The sequence below is a fragment of the Pseudomonas sp. ADAK13 genome (assembly GCF_012935715.1).
GTDB lineage: Bacteria > Pseudomonadota > Gammaproteobacteria > Pseudomonadales > Pseudomonadaceae > Aquipseudomonas.
This window is the reverse complement of sequence record NZ_CP052860.1, coordinates 4,812,461-4,834,732: the sequence shown is the minus strand read 5'-3', so window position 1 is coordinate 4,834,732 and position 22,272 is coordinate 4,812,461. Positions and strand designations below refer to the sequence as shown.

Annotated in this window: 26 protein-coding genes; 21 read left to right on the top strand and 5 right to left on the bottom strand. The window is 55.7% G+C overall.

All coding sequences use genetic code 11. The annotated features are described in order from the left end of the window. The first annotated feature begins 188 nt into the window (after positions 1-188). Genes HKK54_RS22360 through HKK54_RS22320 form a run of 9 tightly spaced genes read left to right on the top strand, consistent with a single transcriptional unit; the run spans position 189 to position 7,656 of the window. Positions 189-524: an integrative conjugative element protein, RAQPRD family gene (locus tag HKK54_RS22360; RefSeq protein ID WP_169387850.1), complete on the top strand. Its 336-nt coding sequence runs from the start codon at positions 189-191 to the stop codon at positions 522-524. Beyond that, complete coding sequence (locus HKK54_RS22355; RefSeq protein WP_169387849.1) at positions 521-760, top strand: TIGR03758 family integrating conjugative element protein; 240 nt, start codon at positions 521-523, stop codon at positions 758-760. The genes HKK54_RS22360 and HKK54_RS22355 overlap by 4 nt, the downstream gene beginning before the upstream one ends. 17 nt (positions 761-777) lie before the next feature. Beyond that, complete coding sequence (locus HKK54_RS22350; protein WP_060738069.1) at positions 778-1,149, top strand: TIGR03745 family integrating conjugative element membrane protein; 372 nt, start codon at positions 778-780, stop codon at positions 1,147-1,149. Positions 1,150-1,156: 7 nt separating this feature from the next. Then, positions 1,157-1,570 carry a TIGR03750 family conjugal transfer protein gene (locus tag HKK54_RS22345; RefSeq protein WP_169387848.1) on the top strand — a complete coding sequence of 138 codons (414 nt, stop codon included), beginning with the start codon at positions 1,157-1,159 and terminating at the stop codon, positions 1,568-1,570. Continuing rightward, entirely contained in the window at positions 1,567-2,208 is a 642-nt protein-coding gene (locus HKK54_RS22340) for a PFL_4703 family integrating conjugative element protein (RefSeq protein ID WP_169387847.1), read from the top strand. The genes HKK54_RS22345 and HKK54_RS22340 overlap by 4 nt, the downstream gene beginning before the upstream one ends. Further along, on the top strand, positions 2,205-3,017 hold the full coding sequence (locus HKK54_RS22335; RefSeq protein WP_169387846.1) for a TIGR03749 family integrating conjugative element protein: 813 nt from the start codon (positions 2,205-2,207) through the stop codon (positions 3,015-3,017). The genes HKK54_RS22340 and HKK54_RS22335 overlap by 4 nt, the downstream gene beginning before the upstream one ends. Next, entirely contained in the window at positions 3,007-4,524 is a 1,518-nt protein-coding gene (locus HKK54_RS22330; protein ID WP_169387845.1) for a TIGR03752 family integrating conjugative element protein, read from the top strand. Before HKK54_RS22335 ends, HKK54_RS22330 begins: the two co-directional genes overlap by 11 nt. Then, on the top strand, positions 4,487-4,903 hold the full coding sequence (locus HKK54_RS22325; RefSeq protein ID WP_169387844.1) for a TIGR03751 family conjugal transfer lipoprotein: 417 nt from the start codon (positions 4,487-4,489) through the stop codon (positions 4,901-4,903). The genes HKK54_RS22330 and HKK54_RS22325 overlap by 38 nt, the downstream gene beginning before the upstream one ends. Next, the gene (locus tag HKK54_RS22320; RefSeq protein WP_169387843.1) at positions 4,903-7,656 is read left to right on the top strand and encodes a conjugative transfer ATPase; all 2,754 of its coding nucleotides are present in this window, start codon (positions 4,903-4,905) and stop codon (positions 7,654-7,656) included. The genes HKK54_RS22325 and HKK54_RS22320 overlap by 1 nt, the downstream gene beginning before the upstream one ends. A 38-nt stretch (positions 7,657-7,694) precedes the next feature. Here HKK54_RS22320 and HKK54_RS22315 read toward each other — a convergent pair whose 3' ends face one another. The 3 genes from HKK54_RS22315 to HKK54_RS22305 all read right to left on the bottom strand — a co-directional run bounded on the left by HKK54_RS22315 (position 7,695) and on the right by HKK54_RS22305 (position 9,297). After that, a complete protein-coding gene (locus HKK54_RS22315; RefSeq protein ID WP_169387842.1) occupies positions 7,695-8,429 on the bottom strand; it encodes a zeta toxin family protein in 735 nt (244 codons plus the stop codon). Continuing rightward, a complete protein-coding gene (locus HKK54_RS22310) occupies positions 8,426-8,674 on the bottom strand; it encodes a hypothetical protein (RefSeq protein ID WP_093432225.1) in 249 nt (82 codons plus the stop codon). Before HKK54_RS22310 ends, HKK54_RS22315 begins: the two co-directional genes overlap by 4 nt. 365 nt (positions 8,675-9,039) lie before the next feature. Beyond that, a complete protein-coding gene (locus tag HKK54_RS22305; RefSeq protein ID WP_096116162.1) occupies positions 9,040-9,297 on the bottom strand; it encodes a LasR-specific antiactivator QslA in 258 nt (85 codons plus the stop codon). Positions 9,298-9,466: 169 nt separating this feature from the next. Between HKK54_RS22305 and HKK54_RS22300 the strand changes: the two genes are divergently transcribed. The 5 genes from HKK54_RS22300 to HKK54_RS22280 all read left to right on the top strand — a co-directional run bounded on the left by HKK54_RS22300 (position 9,467) and on the right by HKK54_RS22280 (position 14,041). Further along, positions 9,467-9,721, top strand: coding sequence for a helix-turn-helix domain-containing protein (locus HKK54_RS22300; RefSeq protein ID WP_020300913.1), 255 nt, complete (start codon positions 9,467-9,469; stop codon positions 9,719-9,721). A gap of 105 nt (positions 9,722-9,826) precedes the next feature. Next, on the top strand, positions 9,827-10,783 hold the full coding sequence (locus tag HKK54_RS22295; RefSeq protein WP_169387841.1) for a TIGR03756 family integrating conjugative element protein: 957 nt from the start codon (positions 9,827-9,829) through the stop codon (positions 10,781-10,783). Further along, entirely contained in the window at positions 10,780-12,162 is a 1,383-nt protein-coding gene (locus HKK54_RS22290) for an integrating conjugative element protein (RefSeq protein WP_169387840.1), read from the top strand. Before HKK54_RS22295 ends, HKK54_RS22290 begins: the two co-directional genes overlap by 4 nt. A 3-nt stretch (positions 12,163-12,165) precedes the next feature. Further along, a complete protein-coding gene (locus tag HKK54_RS22285) occupies positions 12,166-12,474 on the top strand; it encodes a hypothetical protein (RefSeq protein ID WP_169387839.1) in 309 nt (102 codons plus the stop codon). 10 nt (positions 12,475-12,484) lie between these two features. Next, a complete protein-coding gene (locus tag HKK54_RS22280; RefSeq protein WP_169387838.1) occupies positions 12,485-14,041 on the top strand; it encodes a conjugal transfer protein TraG N-terminal domain-containing protein in 1,557 nt (518 codons plus the stop codon). A 7-nt stretch (positions 14,042-14,048) separates the two neighbouring features. Here HKK54_RS22280 and HKK54_RS22275 read toward each other — a convergent pair whose 3' ends face one another. After that, positions 14,049-14,414 carry a DUF3742 family protein gene (locus tag HKK54_RS22275; RefSeq protein ID WP_169387837.1) on the bottom strand — a complete coding sequence of 122 codons (366 nt, stop codon included), beginning with the start codon at positions 14,412-14,414 and terminating at the stop codon, positions 14,049-14,051. Between the two features lie 456 nt (positions 14,415-14,870). Between HKK54_RS22275 and HKK54_RS22270 the strand changes: the two genes are divergently transcribed. Further along, a complete protein-coding gene (locus HKK54_RS22270; protein ID WP_169387836.1) occupies positions 14,871-15,200 on the top strand; it encodes a hypothetical protein in 330 nt (109 codons plus the stop codon). Positions 15,201-15,331: 131 nt separating this feature from the next. Then, positions 15,332-16,291: an ArdC family protein gene (locus HKK54_RS22265; protein ID WP_169387835.1), complete on the top strand. Its 960-nt coding sequence runs from the start codon at positions 15,332-15,334 to the stop codon at positions 16,289-16,291. A gap of 151 nt (positions 16,292-16,442) precedes the next feature. Here the strand turns inward: HKK54_RS22265 and HKK54_RS22260 are convergent, their stop codons facing one another. Then, positions 16,443-16,637 (bottom strand): DUF7740 domain-containing protein, encoded by a 195-nt coding sequence (locus HKK54_RS22260; protein WP_034115548.1) that lies wholly within the window; start codon positions 16,635-16,637, stop codon positions 16,443-16,445. 229 nt (positions 16,638-16,866) lie between these two features. Between HKK54_RS22260 and mobH the strand changes: the two genes are divergently transcribed. From mobH to HKK54_RS22235, 5 genes are all read left to right on the top strand, one after another. Beyond that, complete coding sequence (mobH, locus tag HKK54_RS22255; protein ID WP_169387834.1) at positions 16,867-18,585, top strand: MobH family relaxase; 1,719 nt, start codon at positions 16,867-16,869, stop codon at positions 18,583-18,585. Positions 18,586-18,954: 369 nt separating this feature from the next. Beyond that, the gene (locus HKK54_RS22250) at positions 18,955-19,248 is read left to right on the top strand and encodes a hypothetical protein (protein ID WP_169387833.1); all 294 of its coding nucleotides are present in this window, start codon (positions 18,955-18,957) and stop codon (positions 19,246-19,248) included. After that, the gene (locus HKK54_RS22245) at positions 19,245-19,814 is read left to right on the top strand and encodes an ABC-three component system protein (protein WP_169387832.1); all 570 of its coding nucleotides are present in this window, start codon (positions 19,245-19,247) and stop codon (positions 19,812-19,814) included. Before HKK54_RS22250 ends, HKK54_RS22245 begins: the two co-directional genes overlap by 4 nt. 1 nt (position 19,815) lies before the next feature. Further along, on the top strand, positions 19,816-20,325 hold the full coding sequence (locus tag HKK54_RS22240; protein WP_169387831.1) for an ABC-three component system middle component 5: 510 nt from the start codon (positions 19,816-19,818) through the stop codon (positions 20,323-20,325). After that, complete coding sequence (locus tag HKK54_RS22235) at positions 20,312-22,234, top strand: AAA family ATPase (protein ID WP_169387830.1); 1,923 nt, start codon at positions 20,312-20,314, stop codon at positions 22,232-22,234. The genes HKK54_RS22240 and HKK54_RS22235 overlap by 14 nt, the downstream gene beginning before the upstream one ends. Positions 22,235-22,272 lie beyond the last annotated feature (38 nt).

Genomic DNA, 22,272 nt, shown 5'->3' with positions numbered 1-22,272 from the left:
TTCATGCAGACTGGAGAGTGACTAAAACCTCAAAACTTCCCCGACAAAGTTTAACCGACAATATTAGCCATAATATAAGAGTTCTCAGCCCACCCGCGAAAAAAAGCGATTCATCAGACCTCAGGTTTCCTAAGGAAAAATTCGATCTCTGACTTGATTCTGTTCCCAGATCCATATGGGCCAGCATTATGAAAACTACCGTCTTTCGCTGCTTCTTACTACTCTCTCTGGTTGTCGTCGATGGCATCAGCTATGCCGCATCTGCTCATGAGCAGGATCAACTCAGCCTTATCCAGCGGCAACTAGACACTATTGAGCGCCTTGCGGCGCGAGCTAAGGTAGCCAGGACCTCTGAACTAAACGAACGCTATCGCTTCGACTATCCCCGCCTGTCTCAGGACATCCAACGCATTCGCCAAGGAATGCAGAACTATCTGTCGCCCTCCCGTGCTCAACCTCACGATCCTGGTGATCTGGTCGGCGATTACCGCCTCGACATCCCGTCCGTGGAACCGTCGCCATGAGCATGACGGACGCGCAGACCGCTGCCTTTAAAAGCGCTTCCGGCTTCTCACTGCAGAGCAGTTCGACGCTCTGGCTGTCCCTGGTTCTCGTCCTGGTTTTGCTGTGGTGTGCCTGGGTGATGTGGACGGCTTACCGGGGATGGGCAACAGGCAGTGTGCGCTTCGGCGCGTTTGGCGGCAGCGCCGCGCGCGTGCTGCTCATCTTGCTGGTTCTGATGTTCTTCACCCTTTCCTAACCCAGGAGATCGCCGTCATGCTCAAGTGTCTTGCCCCTCTGAAAAACAACCTACGGGATCGCGCGAGCCAGCGCTTGATCGGTCTGCTCCTGGTGCTCGGTCCAAGCCTGGCTTTTGCCGAGCTCCCCACCATGGAAGCCCCTTCTCGTGGCGAAGGCTCAGGATTGATCGAGACGATCAAAAACTACGCCTACGACGGCGGCATCTTGCTCGGCCTGCTAATCGCCCTGCTCGCTTTTCTCGGTGTGGCTTGGCATTCCCTGACCGTCTATGCCGACGTGCAGAACCAGCGCAAGACTTGGAAAGACCTCGGCGCCGTAGTCGGCATCGGAGCCCTGCTGGTAGTGATCATCATCTGGTTCCTCACCAAGGCCGCCGCGATTCTGTGAGGTTGGCATGAACGACACTATCGAACGCCTTGCCGACGGCACCTTGGTCTTTCTGCCGGAGCGGCTCAATCGTGATCCTGCCGTATTACGCGGTTTGACCAATGATGAGATGTGGGTAGCGCTTGGCACCGGCGCCGTCATTGGCCTGCTGCTGGGCGTTCCTCTGACGATCGCCACCGCTTCCATTGCCGTGGCGCCGACCAGCATGATCGCGGGTATGGCGGTGGTGTTATTTGCCGGTGGTACGCTTTTGCGTCGAGCCAAACGGGCTCGCCCCGAGACCTGGTTGTACCGTAAGCTCGAATGGGTACTCGCCAGCCGCTGGCGCCTAGGTCGAGGGACTTTGATCCTTCACTCCGGTGCCTGGACGGTTCGCCGTTCGCGTCGACTGCGCCCTGCCCTGTCCCGGTGGCAACCATGAGTCGCTTTCGGAACAAGGTGGACGCGCAACAGGCCCATATCTTCAGCCTGCGTCTGGCAGTGATGGTCCTCGCCCTGCTCTGTGCCGGACTCTGGTACGGCTGGCGCTCGGCACCGACCGATCTGACCGTGCATGTACCACCGGATCTGCGCTCGGGCAGCACGCGTAAGTGGTGGGATATTCCCTCAGAGAATGTCTATGCCTTTGCCCTGTATATCTTTGGTCAGCTCAACCGCTGGCCCTCAGATGGAGAGCAGGATTATCGCCGCGCTATCTATGGCTTGCAGTCCTACCTGACACCCTCCTGCAAGGCCTTCCTCGACGGAGACTACGAGTACCGCAAGGCCGCTGGCGAACTGCGCCAGCGGGTGCGTGGCGTCTACGAAATCCTGGGGCGAGGTTACAGCGAAGATCCGGAACTCAGGGTCAAGCAACTCGACCGCAACAGCTGGCTAGTCAAGCTCGATCTCAATGCCGATGAGTATTACGCCGCCGAACCGGTGAAGCGGGTGGTGGTGAGGTATCCATTACGCGTAGTGCGTTTTGACCTGGATCCCGAGCGTAATAAGTGGGGGCTGGCACTGGATTGTTATCAAGGCACTCCGCAAAAAATCTCCCTGCCTGGAGGTGAGCCATGAAGCGGATCTCTACCCTGGGACTAACCGTCGCACTGATGCTATGGGGAGCTGCAGCGCAGGCCGTCGAGCTGATGCACTGGGAACGCCTCCCGCTCGCGGTCCCGCTGGTGATCAATCAGGAACGAGTGGTCTTTATCGATGAGGCTGTTCGCGTCGGCGTGCCCTCAACCTTGACGGGCAAGCTGCGCGTGCAATCAACCGGCGGCACGCTGTACCTGCGCGCATCGGACGCTATTGCCCCGACCCGACTGCAACTGCAATCGGTCACGACGGGCGAGATTATCCTCCTGGATATCGCGGCCACTCCCGGCGATCAACCGCTGGAGCCCGTACGTATTATCAAGAATGCTCAGGGGCAAACCACCGAGGCTGAATCTAGCACCGTCCCTGCTCCAGATCGTACGCCGATCCCAGTCGCGCTGACCCGCTACGCCGCACAGAGCCTGTACGCGCCGCTGCGCACTGTAGAATCCCTGCCCGGCGTACGCCGCGTGCCGCTCAAGTTACGCACCGAACTGCCGACCCTACTGCCGACCGAAAACGTGTCCAACACACCCATCGCTGCCTGGCAACTCGGTGATTACTGGGTAACGGCGGTGAAGTTGCGCAATCGTGGTTCAGAGACGATGCAACTCGATCCGCGTCGGCTTCAGGCCAAGCTGTTCTCTGTGGCCTTCCAACATGCTTTCCTCGGACCGGTCGGCACCGCTGAAGACACCACGATTGCCTACCTCGTCACCCGCGGCGCGGGTCTCGAACACGCTGTGCTGCTCCCGCCCGTTGCGCGAGGTGCTGACGATGAAGGCTAACGCCTTGCTCAAATGGCTGGTACCGGCTGCGCTGCTGGCCGTGGTGTTGATCATCCTGAAAACCTGGGTCGCGGGCGGCAGCACGCCCTCTCCAGAGCACCCGGTTGATCAGGGCAATATTCAGTTATCCACCGAGCAAGCCAAGTCGCTCGGCATTGCGGGCGATACCCCACGCGACACGGTCGCCACCCTGGTCGGCCAGGTGAAAGCCATGCGCAGCGACATGCTCGGCTTGAAGAAACACAACGATTCACTGCAGACGGAGAACAACCGTCTGCGCGAGCGGGAAAACAGCGTCGATTCGCGTATCCAGACGGCGCTTGGCAGCGTGACCCAGCAGGTCGACGAAGGCCGCCGCCAAGCCAACGAGGCCCGACTCAAAGCGGAACAAGACAGTCGTCAGGCTCGCGGTCTGCTGACGCAATTGCAGGATCAGTTGTCGGGACTGACCGGCAAAGGCAAGGATATGCCAATCGGATTGGGACTTGAGCCCGGCGACGGTGCTCAGTTTGAAGGGCGGCACTCTGCCAATGATGCGCTGCAGTGGATTGAACCCTCGGATGCTCTGTCCACCGACGCCCGAGACAAAACCAAGACCTCCCCCGCACTGAGTCTGCCTACCGCCTTCAACTCACTGAACGGCTTGAAAGATAACGCTATTGATCGCAGCCAGAAACAGCTACAGGCAGTCACCAAGGGTGAGCGTGACCCGACACGATCCGCTGATCGTACCGAAGGTGCGAAGCCGGTCTACACCATTCCCGAAAACGCGACATTGATGGGCTCGGTCGCCATGACCGCGCTGATCGGCCGAGTCCCGGTGGACGGCACAGTGAACGATCCCTATCCCTTCAAGGTGCTGGTCGGTCCGGAGAACCTGACTGCCAACGGCATCGATCTGCCGGACGTCACGGGGGCCGTGATGAGCGGCACAGCCTCCGGTGACTGGACCCTGTCGTGCGTACGCGGACAGGTCGAGTCGATCACCTTTGTATTTACCGATGGCACCATCCGCACGGTGCCTCAGCCGAAGGCGGTAGCCAGCCGCAATGCCTCCACCACCCAGAACTCAAACACCGACAAGATCCGCGGTGGACTCGGTTACCTATCTGATCCGTATGGCATTCCTTGCATTGCCGGTGAGCGCCGCTCGAACGCCCAGCAGTACCTCGGCAGCCAGAGCCTGATCACTGCGGCCGGCGCGGGTGTCGCTGCCTTGCTCGGGAATGAGCAAAACAACAGCAACGTGATCAGTTCGGGCGGCAGTACGCTCGGAGTCACCAGCAGCAGTGGCAATAGCGCACTGAATTCAATACTCAGTGGTGGGGTCAGCGACATCCGCGAGTGGATCAACAAACTGTATGGCGAAGCCTTTGCTGCCGTGTACGTGCCACCGGCAGCACAAGTCGCCCTGCACCTCGACCATGAGATCACCATCGACTACGAGCCCAAGGGCCGGAGCGTTCGCCATGAAAAAGACCCTGCCTCTCTGCCTGACCTGGATTAGCGTGTTCTGCTGGGTCCTGGCGGGGTGTTCCACCGACAAGGAGACGCTTCTGCCCCATGGCGAGCAAACCATGCTGGACATCTGGAACGGCGCCGGTTCGCAAGGCACTCAGCAGCAAGTGCTGGATGCTCGGCAGCAGTTACGCCGCCCTTTGGCTCAAGCAGATTTCTCCGTTGCTCTACAGGAACCGTACACGCGCACAGCAGCGAACGAGATCCGCAACCTGTTCCCTCGCTTGCCCAATCCCGATCTGGTGCTGTACGTGTATCCGCATTTGAGTGGTACCGAGCAGGCACCAGTTCCGGGTTACTCGACAGTCTTTCCGTTTTACCAACGGGTGCAGTACGCATTGCCGGGTGAACGTCAGGAAGACTTGTAGTGCGTGCCGGCGATTCGGGTAACCACGCTCCCGCGTGGAAAGCCTGGCGCAACCCATCGCGCCCGCGCGCGACCTTGGCCGATGAAGCCGCACTCTACGCGCACAACCCCAGCTTCACCGATCACCTGCCGTGGGTCGAGTACCTCGACACCGAGCAGTGTTTTCTGCTCGATGACAATCGCTCGGTGGGCGCGGTGTTCGAGTTGCTGCCCATCGGCACCGAAGGGCGCGAACCCGATTGGCTGATGGCGGCCCGCGATGCCCTCGAGGATGCCCTGCAGGATAGCTTTGACGAGTTGGATCAAGCGCCTTGGATAGCGCAGTTTTTCTGCCAGGACGACAACGATTTCACCCCCTATCTGACCCGACTCACCGACTATATCCGGGACAGTGCGCGAGGCACGGTCTTCACCGAGGCGTATTTGGAGCTTAGCCGCCGTCATCTGAAGGCCATCGCCAAGCCCGGTGGTCTGTTTGAGGATAAAGTGGTGACGCGCCTGCCCTGGCGTGGCAATAACCGTCGGGTGCGCCTGGTGGTCTATCGCTGGCTCGAGTCTGGCGATGAGGAGACGGGACTCAGCCCAGTGCAATCCCTGCATCAGGCTTGCGAACGTATTGCGGCTTCGTTGCAGGCATGCGGGGTGCAATCGACGCGAGTCGATGGCCGAGGTCTGTATGCCTGGCTGCTGCCCTGGTTCAATCCGGCCCCCACGCTCACCGATGAAGCACCCGAGGAGTTCTACCGCCGCGTAGTCTATCCGGAGCCGGGCGATGGCGAGTCGCTGGAACTGCCCTTCGATCACGACTTTGCCGAGCGGCTGTTCTTCAACGAACCGCGCTCGGATGTGCAATGCGGACTCTGGTTTTTCGACGATCAGCCCCACCGGGTGATGATGGTGGACAAACTGCGGCGGGCACCCTTGATTGGCCAACTCACCGGCGAAACCCATAAGGGCGATGCGGTGAACGCACTGTTCGACCAGTTACCCGAAGGTACGGTGATGAGTCTGACCTTGGTGGTCAAACCGCAGGATGTACTTGAGGAGCAGTTGAACCGCCTGGCCCGCAAGGCCATCGGTGAAAACCTGGCCTCGACCCAGACCCGTCAGGATGTCGAAGAAGCTCGCGCGATCATCGGCCGCCAGCACAAGCTGTACCGGGGCACCCTGGCGTTTTACGTGCGCGGTCACGATGAGCAGCAATTGCACCAGCGCTCGGTCAGCCTGGCCAACGCGCTGCTGGGTGCGGGGTTGCAACCGGTACGCGAAGGCGATGAAGTCGCCGCCTGCAACAGTTACCTGCGTTGGCTACCGATGGCTTACAACCCGGCCCGCGACACGCGCAACTGGTACACGCGGCTGATGTTCGCCCAGCACCTGGCGAACCTGGTTCCGGTGTGGGGTCGCAGCACCGGCACCGGCCACCCGGGCATCACCCTGTTCAATCGGGGTGGCTCGCCGTTGAGTTTCGATCCGTTATCACGCCTGGACCGGGCCATGAACGGTCATCTGCTGTTGTTCGGCCCCACTGGTGCCGGCAAGTCGGCGACCCTCGTCACCCTGCTGATGCAGGTCATGGCGGTGTACCGCCCTCGCCTGTTTATCGTCGAAGCCGGCAACTCATTCGGCTTGCAGGGCGACTACTTCGCGACACAGGGCCTGTCGGTCAACAAGGTCCAATTGAAACCGGGAGCCTCGGTCAGTCTCGCCCCGTTCGCCGATGCCTGGCGCCTGGTCGAGCAACCGGATCAGGTGGCGAGTCTGTCGATTGATGAGCTGGACGATGAGGTGGTAGCAAGTCGCGAAGACCAACGCGATGTTCTTGGCGAATTGGAAATCACCGCTCGCCTGATGATCACCGGTGGCGAGGCCAAGGAAGAAGCCCGCCTGAGTCGAGCCGATCGCAGCTTGATCCGCGAGTGCATCCTCGATGCGGCGCAGACCTGCGGCACGGCGGGTCGCCAGGTACTGACTCACGACGTGCGCGACGCCTTGCTGCGCGTCGCTGCTGACACGCACTTGCCGGAGAAGCGTCGTGAGCGTGCCCAGGAAATGGGCGAGTCCATCGACGTGTTTTGCCAGGGTTTCGAAGGTGAACTGTTCGACCGCGAGGGCACGTCTTGGCCCGAGAGCGATGTGACCATTGTCGATCTCGCCACTTACGCTCGCGAAGGCTACGAGGCGCAGATGTCCATCAGCTACATCAGCCTGATGAACACCGTGAACAACCTCGCCGAGCGCGATCAGTACCTGGGCCGACCAATCGTCATGGTCACCGACGAGGGCCATATCATCACCAAGAACCCGTTGCTGGCACCGTTCGTGGTCAAGGGAACGAAGATGTGGCGCAAACTTGGCGCCTGGTTCTGGCTGGCGACGCAAAACCTTGCCGACTTTCCCACTGCCGCGCAGACCATGCTCAACATGATCGAATGGTGGATTTGTTTGAACATGCCGCCCGCGGAAATCGAAGAGATCGCACGGTTCAAGAAGCTTTCACAAGCGCAGAAAGCCTTGTTGCTCTCCGCCAGCAAGGAACCGGGGAAATACACTGAGGGGGTCGTGCTGTCGAAAAAGCTTGAAACGCTGTTCCGAGCCGTTCCGCCGAGTCTCTACCTCGCCCTGGCCATGACGGAGCCCGAGGAAAAAGCCGAACGCTGGACACTGATGCAGGAGAACGGCTGCTCGGAGTTGGAAGCGGCTTACCGGGTAGCTGAACGGATCGATAGCGCGCGAGGAATAGAGCCCATATAAGGGAGGTGTGGCGCTCCCAGCTTTGGCCAATCCGGCAGCTAGCCGTTGGACACCTTTTCAACGTAGGCATCCATGAACCAGTCAGGGACCTCATCAACCTTGAACTCAAGGTCCGTCCCATCCGTAACTTCGGCCAGCAGCACCAGATCGGCACCGGAGTTATCGAAGATGTAGGCCCGGTCCGAAGCAGCAATAGCCACAGGCAGCAGGCTCAGGCAACGGCCGTAGCGCTGGACAATTTTTTCTGTGGGAACGGGGTGCCCACCTGCCGCGACACGGTTCCTAACCCTGTTGATATTGATGTCAGGGTCTTCAGTTGCCACAAAGTACAGGTAGGTTCGGTATCCAGACTCTCTCGCCTTGAGCATAAAAGCGATTTTGTCGTCGCTAGACATCACCGTTTCGAAGGTGAAAGACAGCTGGTCTTCGAGGAGCTTGTTCCGGATGAAGTCAGAGAGCACGGAGGCAAAATAGGAGTTCATCGCGACCGTCTGGAAATTCAGGCCGTTGCTGCTAAAGCCTATGTTGGTCGCCTCCTCATCGAGCCGGGCAGACCTGACCAGCCGATGCTCCCTAATGAAACCGAGGACATCATCACCCTCAACTTCCAGTTGAAAATCACTGAACTCCAGACGACCGCTGTCTTTGGCAGCCTTCTCGATTTCATCCGGGTTAATGTAGATACCGATCAGGTGGGAAGGGATGGCACTTTTCATCGTGCTCTTGCCGGAGCCGTTGGGTCCAGCAAAGACCCTCAACCGAGGGACAGTCATGAGCAGCGGCGCACCTTGATTACGCCACCCTGCGTCACTTTGTGCTTGGGCTTGGCCACCCGAATGACTTTGTGCTTACCGTCAGCAGTCGTTTCAACAAGCATGCCGTTCATGACTTCCATCACACTGCGGCCGGCAGCCAGGGCGTTGATATATGCGGTATTGATGGCGCCTTCAGCCATGACCGGGATCTTATCCTCCAGTCGGCTCACCAGATCGTCACTCAACACTCGTTTGGCTTTCATATCGCGCTCCACGTTCTCAGAGCGTGCAGAATCTGCACTTAATCAGAATCTTAGCTACGTAAACCTGTTTGTAACAGGGCGAAAGCTACTTCTGTCAGCCTCCATTCTAGAGGAATGGCGTCTGGAACCATACCTTTCAAGAGATTTTCACGTTCGATGCATGACCGGTGGCATTTGAAGCAAGTGCCGCCCTTGGTGCAGCGCCCAAATAAGGGAAGCACAATCCCCCACGAGTTGTTCAGCCGGTGGACAAAACGCGCCAGCGAAGCGGCAATCGTTCTTAAACTGCATGGTCTGTGTCGATGCAGCCAGGTTGAGTGCAAACGGGCGATCAAGACGATGCAATCGCCCATTAAGCAACAGGGTTACTGTGACACGCTCCGAAGCCGTTGCTGAATTCTCAACAGAAAACCGGCTTCGAAGGCATCTTGGCAGTCACCGACAGGAAAGGTCTTGCGCGTTTGCGCCAGTTCCCACCACAAAGGAATATCGGTCGTTGCCTCAAGCCAAGCCTGGGCACATTGCACACCACGCTCGATCATCGGCGAAAATTCGCTGCCCCAAGGTGTCAGAAGACTTGGGCAATCATCCGCCGCGGGAATTGAAATGTAGTTTTCGTCCATACGCACCCTAGATTTCTGATTTTATTGTTAGACACTGGACCCAGCCTCGAAATCTTAACGACACCAAATGAACGCTCGATAACAGGCATGGGCACCAAATGGCCTAATTCAATGCCAATGTAGACTATATCCCGTGGATTGAGAGTCCCTCAAGGCGCAATTTGCGCGCATGACTCAAGACTACGAACAACTTCGTCTGCAACTGGCGGAGAACATCCGCTGGATGCGGCGCGTAAAGAACCTTACCCAGGAGCAGCTGGCGCTCATGGCCGAGGTGGATCGCACCTACGTCAGCCAAATCGAACGATGCGCGGGCAACCCCTCGCTGTTGGTCCTGTGCAAACTCGCCAATATTTTCGAAATCACCACAGATCAACTACTTGTAGACGCCGATACCCTGCGCAGCTCCCTTCACGTCAAATAATAGACCCACGCCTCACAAATCCGATAGATCCGCCTTCATAATTCCCACTGACAGTCTTCAGTCCCTAACCGAACCTGCCCAGGCCATACACCGAGAGCCTGGATAATGCCTGTTGCCTGCTCGTCACTTCCGCCCACAAAACTACGGCCCTTGGCGCTAAGCATTCTGCTGGCGTGCGGCCCAAGCATGGCGCTGGACACCGTCAGCATCACCTCCTCCGTGCTTTCGCCAAACTGTCTCGAATACAGGGTCGTCGGCATTTGTTTCTGGCTCCTCTGCACGCCCTTCGGCTGCACAGTCAAAACCTCGACCAAGGTTCGTCATTTCATTCCTGAACTGGTCGTCTCGAGCTACGCCACCACCGGCAATAACCCCTGGACCAAGATGACCACCCTCTCCGCTCCCATCAGCGGTGCAGAAGGTGGCGGCAACCTGATCACGCCGAACGCCCGCCGCGACAACCTGCCTCGATTCAAGAACGTTGATGGCATCGGCCACCCCGGTGGCTGGGTCGCAACGCAACTGGCTTCGCAATCCGGCTATGCCTGCGCCAGCGGTGCAACTGCATTAATGCCTTACTACCTGAGTACCCTGGACTCACTGGCCTGGCGCCATGGCATCCCAGAAAGTTTCTACCCCGAATCGCTCATGCCGGGGATCCGTGAAATTGGTCGTCAGGTCTCGGGAAACATGTGGGGCAACGTTTATCCCCGGCAGGGCTTTCTGGTACAGCCCGACGATTTCAAGGCGGCCGCAGTCATGGCGCAACGCGCCGGCGATGTGATTACCCACAACTGGCAGCCGCATGTGTACTTACCACTCACGCCCGCCAAACGCGACGGCTACTGGCCGCCTGGCCCGATCGTTGAAAACGACGCTTCGACCCACAAATGGCAATTGCTCTACCCCCAGGTGCAGCCCACGTGCGCCATCTTCCCCAGCGATCCGGTACAGAGCGCGGATGGCGGCTACGCCTGGTCGCTGTGGCGTCCCTATAGCTGCTGCAAACGTGAGGGACAGACCTTCCTGTTCAGCATCGACTTCGAAGGAGGTGCTTCATGAGTCGGCTTCTCGCGCGGCCCTGGTTGGGCACGATGAGTCTGTTGCTCTGTGGACTGCTCGCCATTGCCACACATGCCTACGCCGCCGAGGGCGATTACCGTCTGGGTACTCAAGGTGAAGTACTCGACGACCGAGTGATGTACACCATTGGTGGCGGCTCGGCAGTCGGCTCACCGAGCTCGCTCTACCGACCCAGTGGTCTCGGTGTCGGCGGGTCATGGCGAGCGAACATGATGTGCGGAAACATGAGCCTCACCAACACCCTGCAAAACCAGCTGAACGGCGTCACCGAAGGTTTCCAGCAGATCATGGGCAGCATCGTGCAGAACGCGACCCAAGCCGTGATGTCGCTGCCGGCGTTGATCATCCAACGCGCCAACCCCGGCCTCTATGAGTTGTTGAGCAACGGGGTGATGCAGGGGCGTATCGACTTCGACCGCTCGAAGCTGACCTGCCAGGCCATGGCCGAGAAGATGGCGGACAAGGTCGGTCAAGCCGGCTGGGGCGCGCTGGCCAAGAACCAGGAGATGCAGGGCAATCTGGAGCAAACCGGCGGTGATGCGGTGGCCGCGGTGAAAAACACCGAGGCCCATAACGGCAACAAGGGGGTGTCCTGGGTCGGCGGCTCGAAGGCTGGTGGTGATGGGCAGACGCCCATTCGGGTGACCGCCGACGTAGTGCGCACGGGCTACAACCTGCTGCATAACCGGTCGATGGATGACAATGCCTCGATTAGTAATAGCGATTGCCTGGGTGGGGCCATTTGCCAGACCTGGGCTTCGCCCCAGGAGGAATCCGAATGGGCCGTTCGCGTGCTGGGCGAAACTGAAGTCACGACCTGCGATACCTGCGAAACCCTGCGTGCGACCGCTGGCAGCGGATTGACGCCGCTGATCCAGGAGGCCTACAGCGAACGTCTCAAGGCCCTGCAAGGGCTGCTGTCCGGCTCACTGTCGCCTACCCCTGACAACCTGGCGAAAGCCTCGAGCCCTATGCTGCCGGTAACCCGTGGCGTAGTCGAAGCCCTGCGCGACGACCCCGATCAGGATCTGTTGGCGCGGCGCCTGGCCAGTGAGACGGCCTTGTCCAGTGTGCTCGACAAAGCGTTGCTGCTATTGCGTACTCTGCTGGCGGGCAGTCACGAACCGAACATCGCCTCAGCCGAGCCGGCTCAGAGCGCCTTGACGAAAAACATCGACGCTCTAGAGCGCGAAATACGCCTGCTACAAACCGAACTGCAGGTCCGGCAGATACTCGCCACCAATACCGCCAGCCTGGTGCTCGATCGGCATGCCGGCGGTGCCGATGCTTCGCGCACCGTCGAGCAAGGCGACCCTGAGCCGGGCCGGCTCAATGACGCTGACGCCAGGCGCAAGTGAGCCATGAAACGCTCACCGCTATTCACTTTGCTTTCGAGCCTGGGGATTGCCGCGGTGATGATCCTGACCGCCGCACTGGTCGCATGGATCGGCCGCGCTGCGCTGAGTAGTTTCGAGGCCTGGCAGCACGCATTCGAATCCGTACTGCCCTATCTGCGGTGGTGGCGTGCCCTGCTCTACGGCGCCCTCTTTGCGCTCTGGTGGGATCTGCTTTGGCACTACCGACATCGACCCCAGGATCGACTGCGCGTGAAACGCATCGGAGCATTAGGGCTCGTACTCTTTACCTGCGTCGAACTCACCCGACTGTGAGGTCACCCCCATGCTTATGAGCACCAACAGCTACCTGGAGTTTTACCTCTCTCTCCTGGCCTGGATCATCAACAACGGCCTCTGGGGTGTCCTGTCCGACACCGGGTTGTTTGCCGCGCCCTTCGGCGCGATCATCCTGCAGGAATGGTTGTCGGCCCGTCAGCAAGGCGCGGATGAGGGAAACAAGGGATTGCTCTCGGTGCCGCGGATCGAGAACCGGTTGTGGCTGGCCTACATCGTCGTATTGTTCGGCTGCGCGCCGGTCTTTCCATTGAGCCTCTCGTCAATGGCATTCGATGATGCGGCGAGTCAGCGCTGCGGCGTGAGTGTGGCCAAGCCGGCGGATACTGCCTGGGGGACCACCTTCAATACCATTGGCGAACGCTCCGCCAACGTGCCGATCTGGTGGTTTCTGGTGCATGCCTTGAGCAAAGGGGTCACCGCAGCGGCCACCGCCTCCATTCCCTGCGCGCCGGATATCCGGCAGATGCGCATGGAGATCGACAGTTCGCGCATCGAAAGCCAGGTCCTCCTGCAGGAAGTCGCCGACTTCACTCGCGACTGTTATGGCTACTCTCGTTCCCGGCTGTTCACCAATCGCCCGCAACTGGACAAGGCACAAAGTCACGACGCGTCCTGGATCGGCTCAAGCTATCTTCTCGACACGCCCGGCTACTACGATACGGATCGTTCACGCACACCGCGCGTCAGCTGGCCGTATGACGAAAGCCGCGATGTTTCCCTGCCGCGGCTGGAGAATGGCGCGGGCTATCCCACCTGCAAGCAGTGGTGGAGCGACAGCGGTGTTGGCTTGCGCGAGCGCTTGGTCGAGCAGGTTGATCCCTCGCTGCTGACTCAGCTCAAAGGTTGGTTGACTGGCCGCTCGAGCAACGAGATCGAGGATGCCACCCTGCGCGAACTGGTCAGTCCGCGCCAGCAATCGATGTCCATGTCGCCCGGACAGGTGTACCAGGACTATGGTTCCAGCGCTCGTGGCGGTTCGATCAATCAGGGGCTCAATAACCTCGCCACCAACACCGGGCTGGCCCTCGGCTCCTTCAGCAACTTCCCGGCGATGAATGCACTACGCGCCGCCCTGCCAATGGTGCAGGCCTTCCTGATCATGGGCGTCATCATCAGCTTGCCGCTGATTCTGTTAGTCAGTACCTACCAGCTGAAGACCGTCATGACGGTGACGTTCGCGCTGTTCACACTGCACATGCTGACCTTCTGGTGGGAACTGGCCCGCTGGGTCGACTCCAGCATGCTCGACACCTTGTACAACCAGGTTTCGGCGTCCAATCAGGTGCTGTTGTCGCTGCCGACATCCGGATTTATGGATGGAACCGTCACCGCGCAGGTAATTGAGTATGTGATGGGGGCGATGTTCATCGTGCTGCCGATGGTTTTTCTAGCCACCATGAGTTGGGCCGGATATAGCGTAGGTTCAGGCGTAGAAGGAATGCTCAGCAGGGGAACCCATGCTGCACAGACAGCGAGCTCTAACGGAACCTCTCAGTTGATGAGCGGTGCAAGAATTGTTTCGGGTAAATCGAGCTCAAAATAACCACAGGCTACTTCAGAGAACCCCATTTATCGTACCGCTCAGGCCAAGAAGTTCTATGCATTGGATCATCAAGATCGTCAATATCTGGAGTGTCTGAATCTTGAACTGGGATAGCTGCTAATGCGACGATTGTGCACATCAGCATAAACAACCAGAAGCTAACAAAAAGAAATGCTCCGAGCAGAGCTAACTGGGCAATCAGAAAACTCCCGCGAACAAATAATTTACCTGCGGGCATACCTGCCGTTTCCGCACGCTCAACCACGCGGGATTCAAACGTTTTCAACCTACGGTAACCACGCTTCACCGACATACCACAGGCGTACGCCCAGCGGTGGGCACGTGAACTCTGAACAGGTTGCTGAGTCGGCATGGTCTCGCCCTCTTCTGAGCGTTTTCATGGTGGAGACAGGAGTAACAGCCTACTACTGAAAACGGCCCGTGCCTGACCGTTTATCAGTTTGCCCAGACGAAAAATCTTCACTGGAAGACAGAAGACAAGCCCCGTGAAACAGCATCTCTACAGTCATTGACCCATACAAATCGTCCGGCTAAATACAAGGTACGGATCGCTGTTATCGACAGCACCCCGCCCAGGTAGCCAGAACCTTCAAGGCTACGTCACTTCGATGATGGCTCTCCCCAAGTGCGATTAGCGTTCGGTAGCTCGCACGGTGACCGTTTCTACGGTGATGAACGCCTACTGCTCTCCTGAGCGCCTTTCGAGCTCTGCTCGTCAGGAAAATCCTCTTGATTTTCTTCAACCCACTGCGGGGAAATCTTTTCCCGCACGGGACAGGTTTCTTCGCGTTTTCAACGGAGACATACCATGCCCGACTCACTTACACCGGAAGCACTGAACACCCTTCGGTTGCCCATCGTGTTCACACCTGGCGCATGGCAACGCGCAGTACAGCTCGAGCGTTCCGATCACGCTGGGAAGCTGCAGGTCGATCGGTTGAGCCACGTATTGCGCGCAGCCTTCGAAGCCCACCTCGCCAATCCACAAAAGCTCTATGTGCTGTTCGAGGTAGTCCACATTGAACCAACCGATTACTTAGACCACGATCCGTTGCTGCAATTGAGTCTCAGCCTACTCCAAGAACCGGGTCAGCCTGGCGCCTTACTGATAGCGCTTGCAGGAGAACACCAGCGCTAAGCGCAATGGGCGGCGCCCACCTCCACATTCGGACGGCATGCAAGACCTGCATCAATCCAGCCCATCACCCACCGGGGAACCCTCCCCCGGCGGGCAAGGCGTTCCTTCGTTTTTCTTTCGAGGAAATTGCCATGCGCGATATCTACCAAGACGTAACTGACAAGATCGTTACCGCGTTAGACCAAGGCGTTGCTCCTTGGATCAAACCCTGGTCCTCAAGTGGCTCAGCTTACATCGGTCATCAACCCTACCCCATCAATGCCATCACGCGACGTCCGTATTCGGGCATCAATTTACCGCTGCTCTGGGCCGAGGCCAGGTTGCAGGGGTTCACTCAAGATCGTTGGCTGACCTTCAACCAAGCTAAAAAGGCCGGTGGGCACATCCGTAAGGGTGAGCACAGCACTCTGGCTGTGCTCTACAAGCCGATGGAGCGCGAGGAACAGACCGAGTCAGGCCAACCCGTACTCGATGAAAACGGTCAGCCCAAGGTCGCTCACTTCGGCATTCTCAGGACGCATTTTCTGTTCAACATCGAGCAAACGGAGGGGCTCGAGATGTTCAATCAAACCCTGCTCGAAACGGAACCGACCGATCCCTTCCAGGCCAATAGCGTTGCGGAAAATCTGCTGTTAAGTTCAGGTGCACGCATCGTTCATCGGCCTTCCGACGAAGCCTTTTACCACCCGATCAGGGATCTCATCCAACTGCCGACAAAAGCGCAATTTCACGATGAAGGTGGGTACTACGCCACCGCACTTCACGAGCTGACGCACTGGACCGGACATCACTCTCGGTTGCAGCGTGAGGGAGTGACGTCATCCTGCCCGTTCGGCTCGCCAGGCTACGCGTTTGAGGAATTGATCGCCGAGATGGGCGCCGCTTTTTTATGCGCTTATGCCGGTATTCCGGGAGAGCTGCGGCACGAGGGCTATATCGACTCTTGGCTCAGCCTGCTCAAGGCAGACAAGCGCGCGATCTTTCGGGCCAGCGGCCAAGCTCGAGCCGCATCGGAGTATCTGCTCAGTCTGGAGCAACAACTGAACCCAGCGGTCTTGGACGACTCGCTATGCAGGAACGACGGAGCTTAATCGTTAGTTATGCTGAAACTCACCCCAACAATCGCTTCACAGGGCGCAACGCAAGTTGGGCCCTTTTTTCTGTTTCCAGAAAACAAACGGCATCACACTGCGGGCCCCTCACGTAAATGACAATAGATGGCCACACGCCAACGGCGAGCTGTCACTCATCTAGGTTCTGCGCCAGAAAGTCCACCAGTTCGAGTGGACTCCGGCTATCGATCACCTTGTAGATCAGATCGCGTTTACTGCGCGGTAACTTCTTGACCACGCTCTTCGCCGAGGCCCTGACGGCCTCGTCTGTCCCATGGATACGTGCCGCGAGCAGCAGCACGAGCGTGGCATCAGTAAGATTCATGGCAAGACCCGAGAAAATTCGCACCGCAGTGTACCGACTCTTCCCTTTTCCGTACTAGCACGCGCCTCCAACAAAACGGCACCAGGAGAAATCGATATTCCGATTGCCGCACAAAGGGACAAGAGCCAAAAGGACGGGTAAGGGTTGGAAGGGCATGGGGACTCAAGGGTAAGAGCTCTATCCGAAAAGGCTAAAAGGCCACTGACCCAACCACTTCCCGGAGGTCACGATGCTCAGTCTGTTTCGCCACAAAAGGCAGAAGCCCCCTCCGCCACCGACCGTCAACGTCGCCGAAGGTTACCTGTCCATCGAGTCAGCCCATACCCTCTTAGCAGTGGAGCACCGCCGCCAGTTGCTCGATCGCATCTGGCAATACACCGCCCTCTCCCACGTCCAATTCACCCAGCTCTACTTAAATCCGATCCATCGCTACGCCGAACAGGTCCAGCAACTCCCGGCCAGCGAGACGCACCACCATGCGTATCTCGGTGGCATGCTCGACCATGGCCTGGAGCTGGCCGCCTGTAGTTTGAAACTGCGCCAATCCTATCTGCTTCCCACCGGCGCTGCGCCCGAAGACCAGGCCGCCCAGACTGACGCCTGGTCCGCCGGCATCGCCTATGGCGCGCTGCTGCATGACATCGGCAAGATCGCCGTGGACCTGCAGGTCGAACGTCAGGATGGCAGTCCTTGGCACCCCTGGCAGGGCCCACTGGATCAGCCCTACCGTTTTCGCTACCTCAAAGGTCGCGACTATCACCTGCACGGCGCCGCCGCTGGCTTGCTCTACACCCAAATTCTCGACCGTCCTATCTTGGACTGGCTCAGTGGCTTTCCGTCACTCTGGGCCAGCCTTCTGTATGTCCTGGCCGGTCAGTACGAACGTGCTGGCGTGCTCGGCGAGTTGGTGATGCAGGCCGACCGTGTTTCCACCGCACAGAACATCGGCGGCAACCCAAGCAAGGCATTACAAGCGCCCACTCATTCACTGCAGTACCACCTGATCAGCGGGTTGCGTCATCTGGTTCAGCACGAACTGAAACTCAACCAGCCAGGTGCCGCGGGATGGCTGACCCAAGACGCACTCTGGCTGGTCAGCAAGACAGTCACGGACAAACTGCGAGCCTATCTGCTGTCGCAGTCGATTGAGGGCATCCCCACGTCCAACATCGCGGTGTTCGACGAACTGCAGTCGCATGGGCTGGTCGAGTCGACTCCGGGAGGCAAAGCCATCTGGACCGCGCTTATCGCGCAGGGGGACTGGCAGAAGAGCTTTACGTTTTTGCGCGTTCAACCGGCGTTGATCTGGGGGAACGATGATCGCCCCGAGGCTTTCAGCGGAACGGTGAGCGTTGCAGCCGATGATCACTCGACTAACGCTCCGGCATCCTCCATGGCAGGCAGTACAAGATCAACTCAAAACCCATCGCAATCCGATCCACTTGCGATGGAAGATAACGACTATTTAGGAACGTTGCTGAACATGTTCGAAATGGCAGAACCCGAAACACGTGAGGCGCCGTCAGCAAGCGCTCTCGAAGCCTCTACGCCCCCTTCGGATAACCCTGGCCAGGCATTCCTGAATTGGATCAGAGAAGGCATCCAAAGTCACAAGCTGATCATCAACGACAGTAAGGCCAAAATTCACACGGTGTGTGGCAGCGTATTTCTGGTCACGCCTGGCATTTTTCAGCGATATGTTCAGGAGTTTCCGGGCATCTCCATGGGTGCCGATTACGAAGGTGAAGAATGGCGATGGGTGCAGAAACAATTCGAGAAACTGAAGACCCACAAAAAGCGCGGGGATGGTTTGAATATCTGGCTCTGTCAGGTCGAAGGGCCTCGGAAAAGAGCAAAGCTCAAAGGTTATTTTTTAGTAAACCCGGAACTGTTGTTCGAAACTGTGCCTGGCGACAATCCTTTTCTCATAATCGATAATTCTGAGTGAATTTGCTTAAGGCCCACGCGCCAAGCGTTCTTGACTGTTACGAGCGCGTCCTTCAGCGTGCGTGTTCATTTACTCAATGCACCTCCTCTAGGCAGAGCGGTTGTGCTCTTGATAGAAGATGGTGGTGACATTTTTTCGCCCTCCATTCGTCAGCACGGTCATCCCCTCCCCTTCAAGTGGCTCGACAGCACTGAGCATTAGGTACGAGGGCTGACCGTTTTTGCTTTCACAACCAAGAACCGCAAAGGCGATCGACCTCTGAAGCAGAATCTAGCGAATACCGACAAATTAAAAAAAACACCTAGCTCTTTACGAAAATGCAGTTGTCCGGGATGATGGCAGTCTGCCAAAAAAACCAGGGATTGAGGTATGGAAAAGTTTTGGGTTGCCGCCTTAAAATATGGTGGAAGCGCTACTATAGGTGCCTTTGTTGCTTACATTGTTTATCCTGCAATAATTTCATCCCCTATATTGAAAAACCTAAACAGCGCCCAATTATTCGCACTACTCTGCCTGATTAGCGTATTAACATTTTTTATCTGTATCCTCCTTATAAACTTCGCAAAAAACAATTCAAAGGAAGGAAACACTATAACGGTCTCCCACTCCAAAGTAAGTGGAGGAATTACCGGTGGAAATCGCACTACCGGTAAACCCGAATGAACAAAATCGTTGTTAAAAGCTCAGATGTAAAAGGCCCAATTATAGGGGGCGATCAAAATAACATTACTCACATACACGTTGCTGCAGCACCCGACCCCAATATCATTAGAGCGGGCCTAGACAGGATAAGCCTTCTTTCCGAAGGCGATGAAGAGTTCAAAGACTTCATCGAGCTTTTTAACTCTTACCTCAGAGACCGGGAAGGTAGACCAATAGTCGGATTAAGACAAAAACTTCTCAATGGAGGTAGAGAAGACCTAGTGGAGGATGCTATAGAACATAAAGACCGGTTCGCAAAAATAGCAGCAAAGGCTCAGCTCTCACCACGAAGACAGTACATTTACTTTTATATACTTCAAAAAATAAAAGCCGCATTTGATGGGCAAATCCGCCCACTCATTAAAGCCGGTGCTCGCCCCGAAGATATTGACCAGTCTATTTATCACAACATCGTTAATTCCATTTTTTCCGAAGTCAACTGTGTCGACATATCAATTGATCAGCACTTGATCTATGGAATGTTGTATTTCTTAACAGGGAAGTGCCATCTGGTCTGGGAGATATGAAATGTTAATTTATCACCCTGCGTACGACGCTAATCACTGCTTATACAGATTACTAGCAATACTACAAGCAACCACGGAATTCACTCTAAGCTGGGATCAGCTAAGGGTCCTAGACTACTACTATCTATTTCCAAGCCAGATAAAACACATAAAACCCTGGCCTACTAACATTAAAGATTTTAAATCGAATTTAAAATCCATCCCAAATCAGTTTGAAGACATTAACAATCCAGCTCGAGTTCTTTACGACCTCCAAGCTTTCCAAAAAACAGCAGCACTGGAATTGATTGCGAAAGGTATAATTTCAAAAGCCGAATTCGAAAATGGAATACTGAAGATCAATGGCGAGCTTCTCCCAGAAAATTATATAAAGCTCATAGAGAGTGACGACTTTCTTAAAAGTGATGCCTTTAAAGTGATTACAAAGGCGCTGCCAAAAGTCGAATTCAACGGAGACTCCGGGTTGAAAAAACGCTCGGGACTAATGGAATATATATATGACATCAAATAGACCAACCTTATTTATCCGTCGTTTTTTGGTCATGAAATCTGGCCGCGCCGTTTATGATCAAGACTTCCATCTGGGCATCAATATAATTCGCGGCGATAACAGCATAGGCAAATCTACCATTATGGATTTGCTTTTTTTTGGACTAGGTGGAGATCTCAGAGAAGAGCGCTGGAACAAAGAAGCTGCTGCATGTGACAGTGTTATTATCCAGACTGAAATCAACGAATATACTTTAACAGTCTCCCGATCTATTGAACCGGCAAACAAGCCCCCCATGCAGTTTTTTTCGGGGGACTACGAAAGCTCGCTCAAAAACCATGCTGAGTGGGTTCAGTACGGCGTCATGCGCACAGCTAACAAGCACAGCTTTTCGCAACAAATTTTTGAATTATTCGGCTGGCCACATCACCAAACTGATGATAATTCCAACCTTACAATCCACCAAATATTACGCCTAATCTATGTAGACCAAGATACACCCGTAAATAAGATCCTTAAAGCTGAACTAGCTTTTGATAAGCCTAGTATGCGACAAGCAATCGGAGATTTCCTTCTTGGTGTAGATGACCTAGGAACGTATGGACTTCGACAACAACTCTCTAAGGCTGAAACAGAATTCAGCAAAATATATGGCCAACTCGAAGCCATTTTCAAGTACATATCGCCTACAGAGGGGGTGCTACGAGCCGAGCACCTTAACAAAGAAATTGAAGATTCTAATGATGAACTTAGCGCACTCTTAACAGAAAGACAACACACAGCATTACAACCTGATACCGACTCGAGTCCAAAAATCAGGGAAGCTGCTGTAAAAGTTGCAGAGCAGATCTCAAATTTGGCGAAAGAAATCGACATTCGGACCTCAAGGCGAGTTGAGCTAGTTAATGAGATTGTCGAGTCAGAGCTTTTTATTAAAGCAATTGATTTTAGACTGAAGTCCTTGCAAGAATCGAGGGCGACCTATGACTTCTTCGGAGAGGTTAGATTTAAGTTTTGTCCCTGCTGCTTATCCTCTATAGATGTTCACGACTCTAGCATTTGCCATCTTTGCAAAACCGAAGTTGACGATGAGAAAAGAAAAAGCTCTTATTTAGCCACACTGAACGACCTGAATTTTCAAAAACGCGAAAGCGAGTCGGTGCTAACCGAGCTTAGAACACGACTAGAAGAAGCTGATAGATACATTCAGATTGAAAGCCATCAACTTAACACCTTAAAATCAGAGCACAAAGCAGCACTAACACTTAGTTCGGACAAAGTACTTAAACTCTACACTCTATCTTCTAGGATCGGCACTCTCGAAGAACGCATAACAAATTTAAAAAGCAAGATAAAACTTGTCTCCAGCGTGGAGCAGCTTATATCTGAGAGAGACAAACTAAATACGCAGATAACACATTTAAAAGACGAAATAAAAAAGAACAGCTACTTAACTGAAGCCAGGAAAATAAAACTAGAATCCAACCTATCTGAAAGAACAATTACCCTTCTCAGACAAGATGGTGGATTTGAAAGCGACTTCATAGATCCCGGGAAATTTGAATACGACTTTGCCAAAGACTTTATGCTGGTCGACGGCAGGTCGAAATTTTCAGCAAGCTCTGAAACAATTATGAAAAACAGCTTTCACCTTGCGATTCTTCAAGAATCAATATGGGATGAAAATATGCGATATCCCCGCTTACTGTTAATGGACAATATTGAGGATAAGGGGATGGGGCCAGCACGCAGTCAAAACTTTCAAAGACTTCTAGTTCGCTCACTCGAAGGAATAGAACAAAAATATCAAATAATCATGACCACATCCATGATCGACCCCGAGCTAAATGAAAGCGACTATTGTGTCGGTCCATACTATGAAAAAGGAATGCACACGCTCCAGCTATCTGGAGAGCCAAAAGGTCAGTAGAGCCATCGGATCAGTTCTAAGGATGGAAGCAAGCGGTG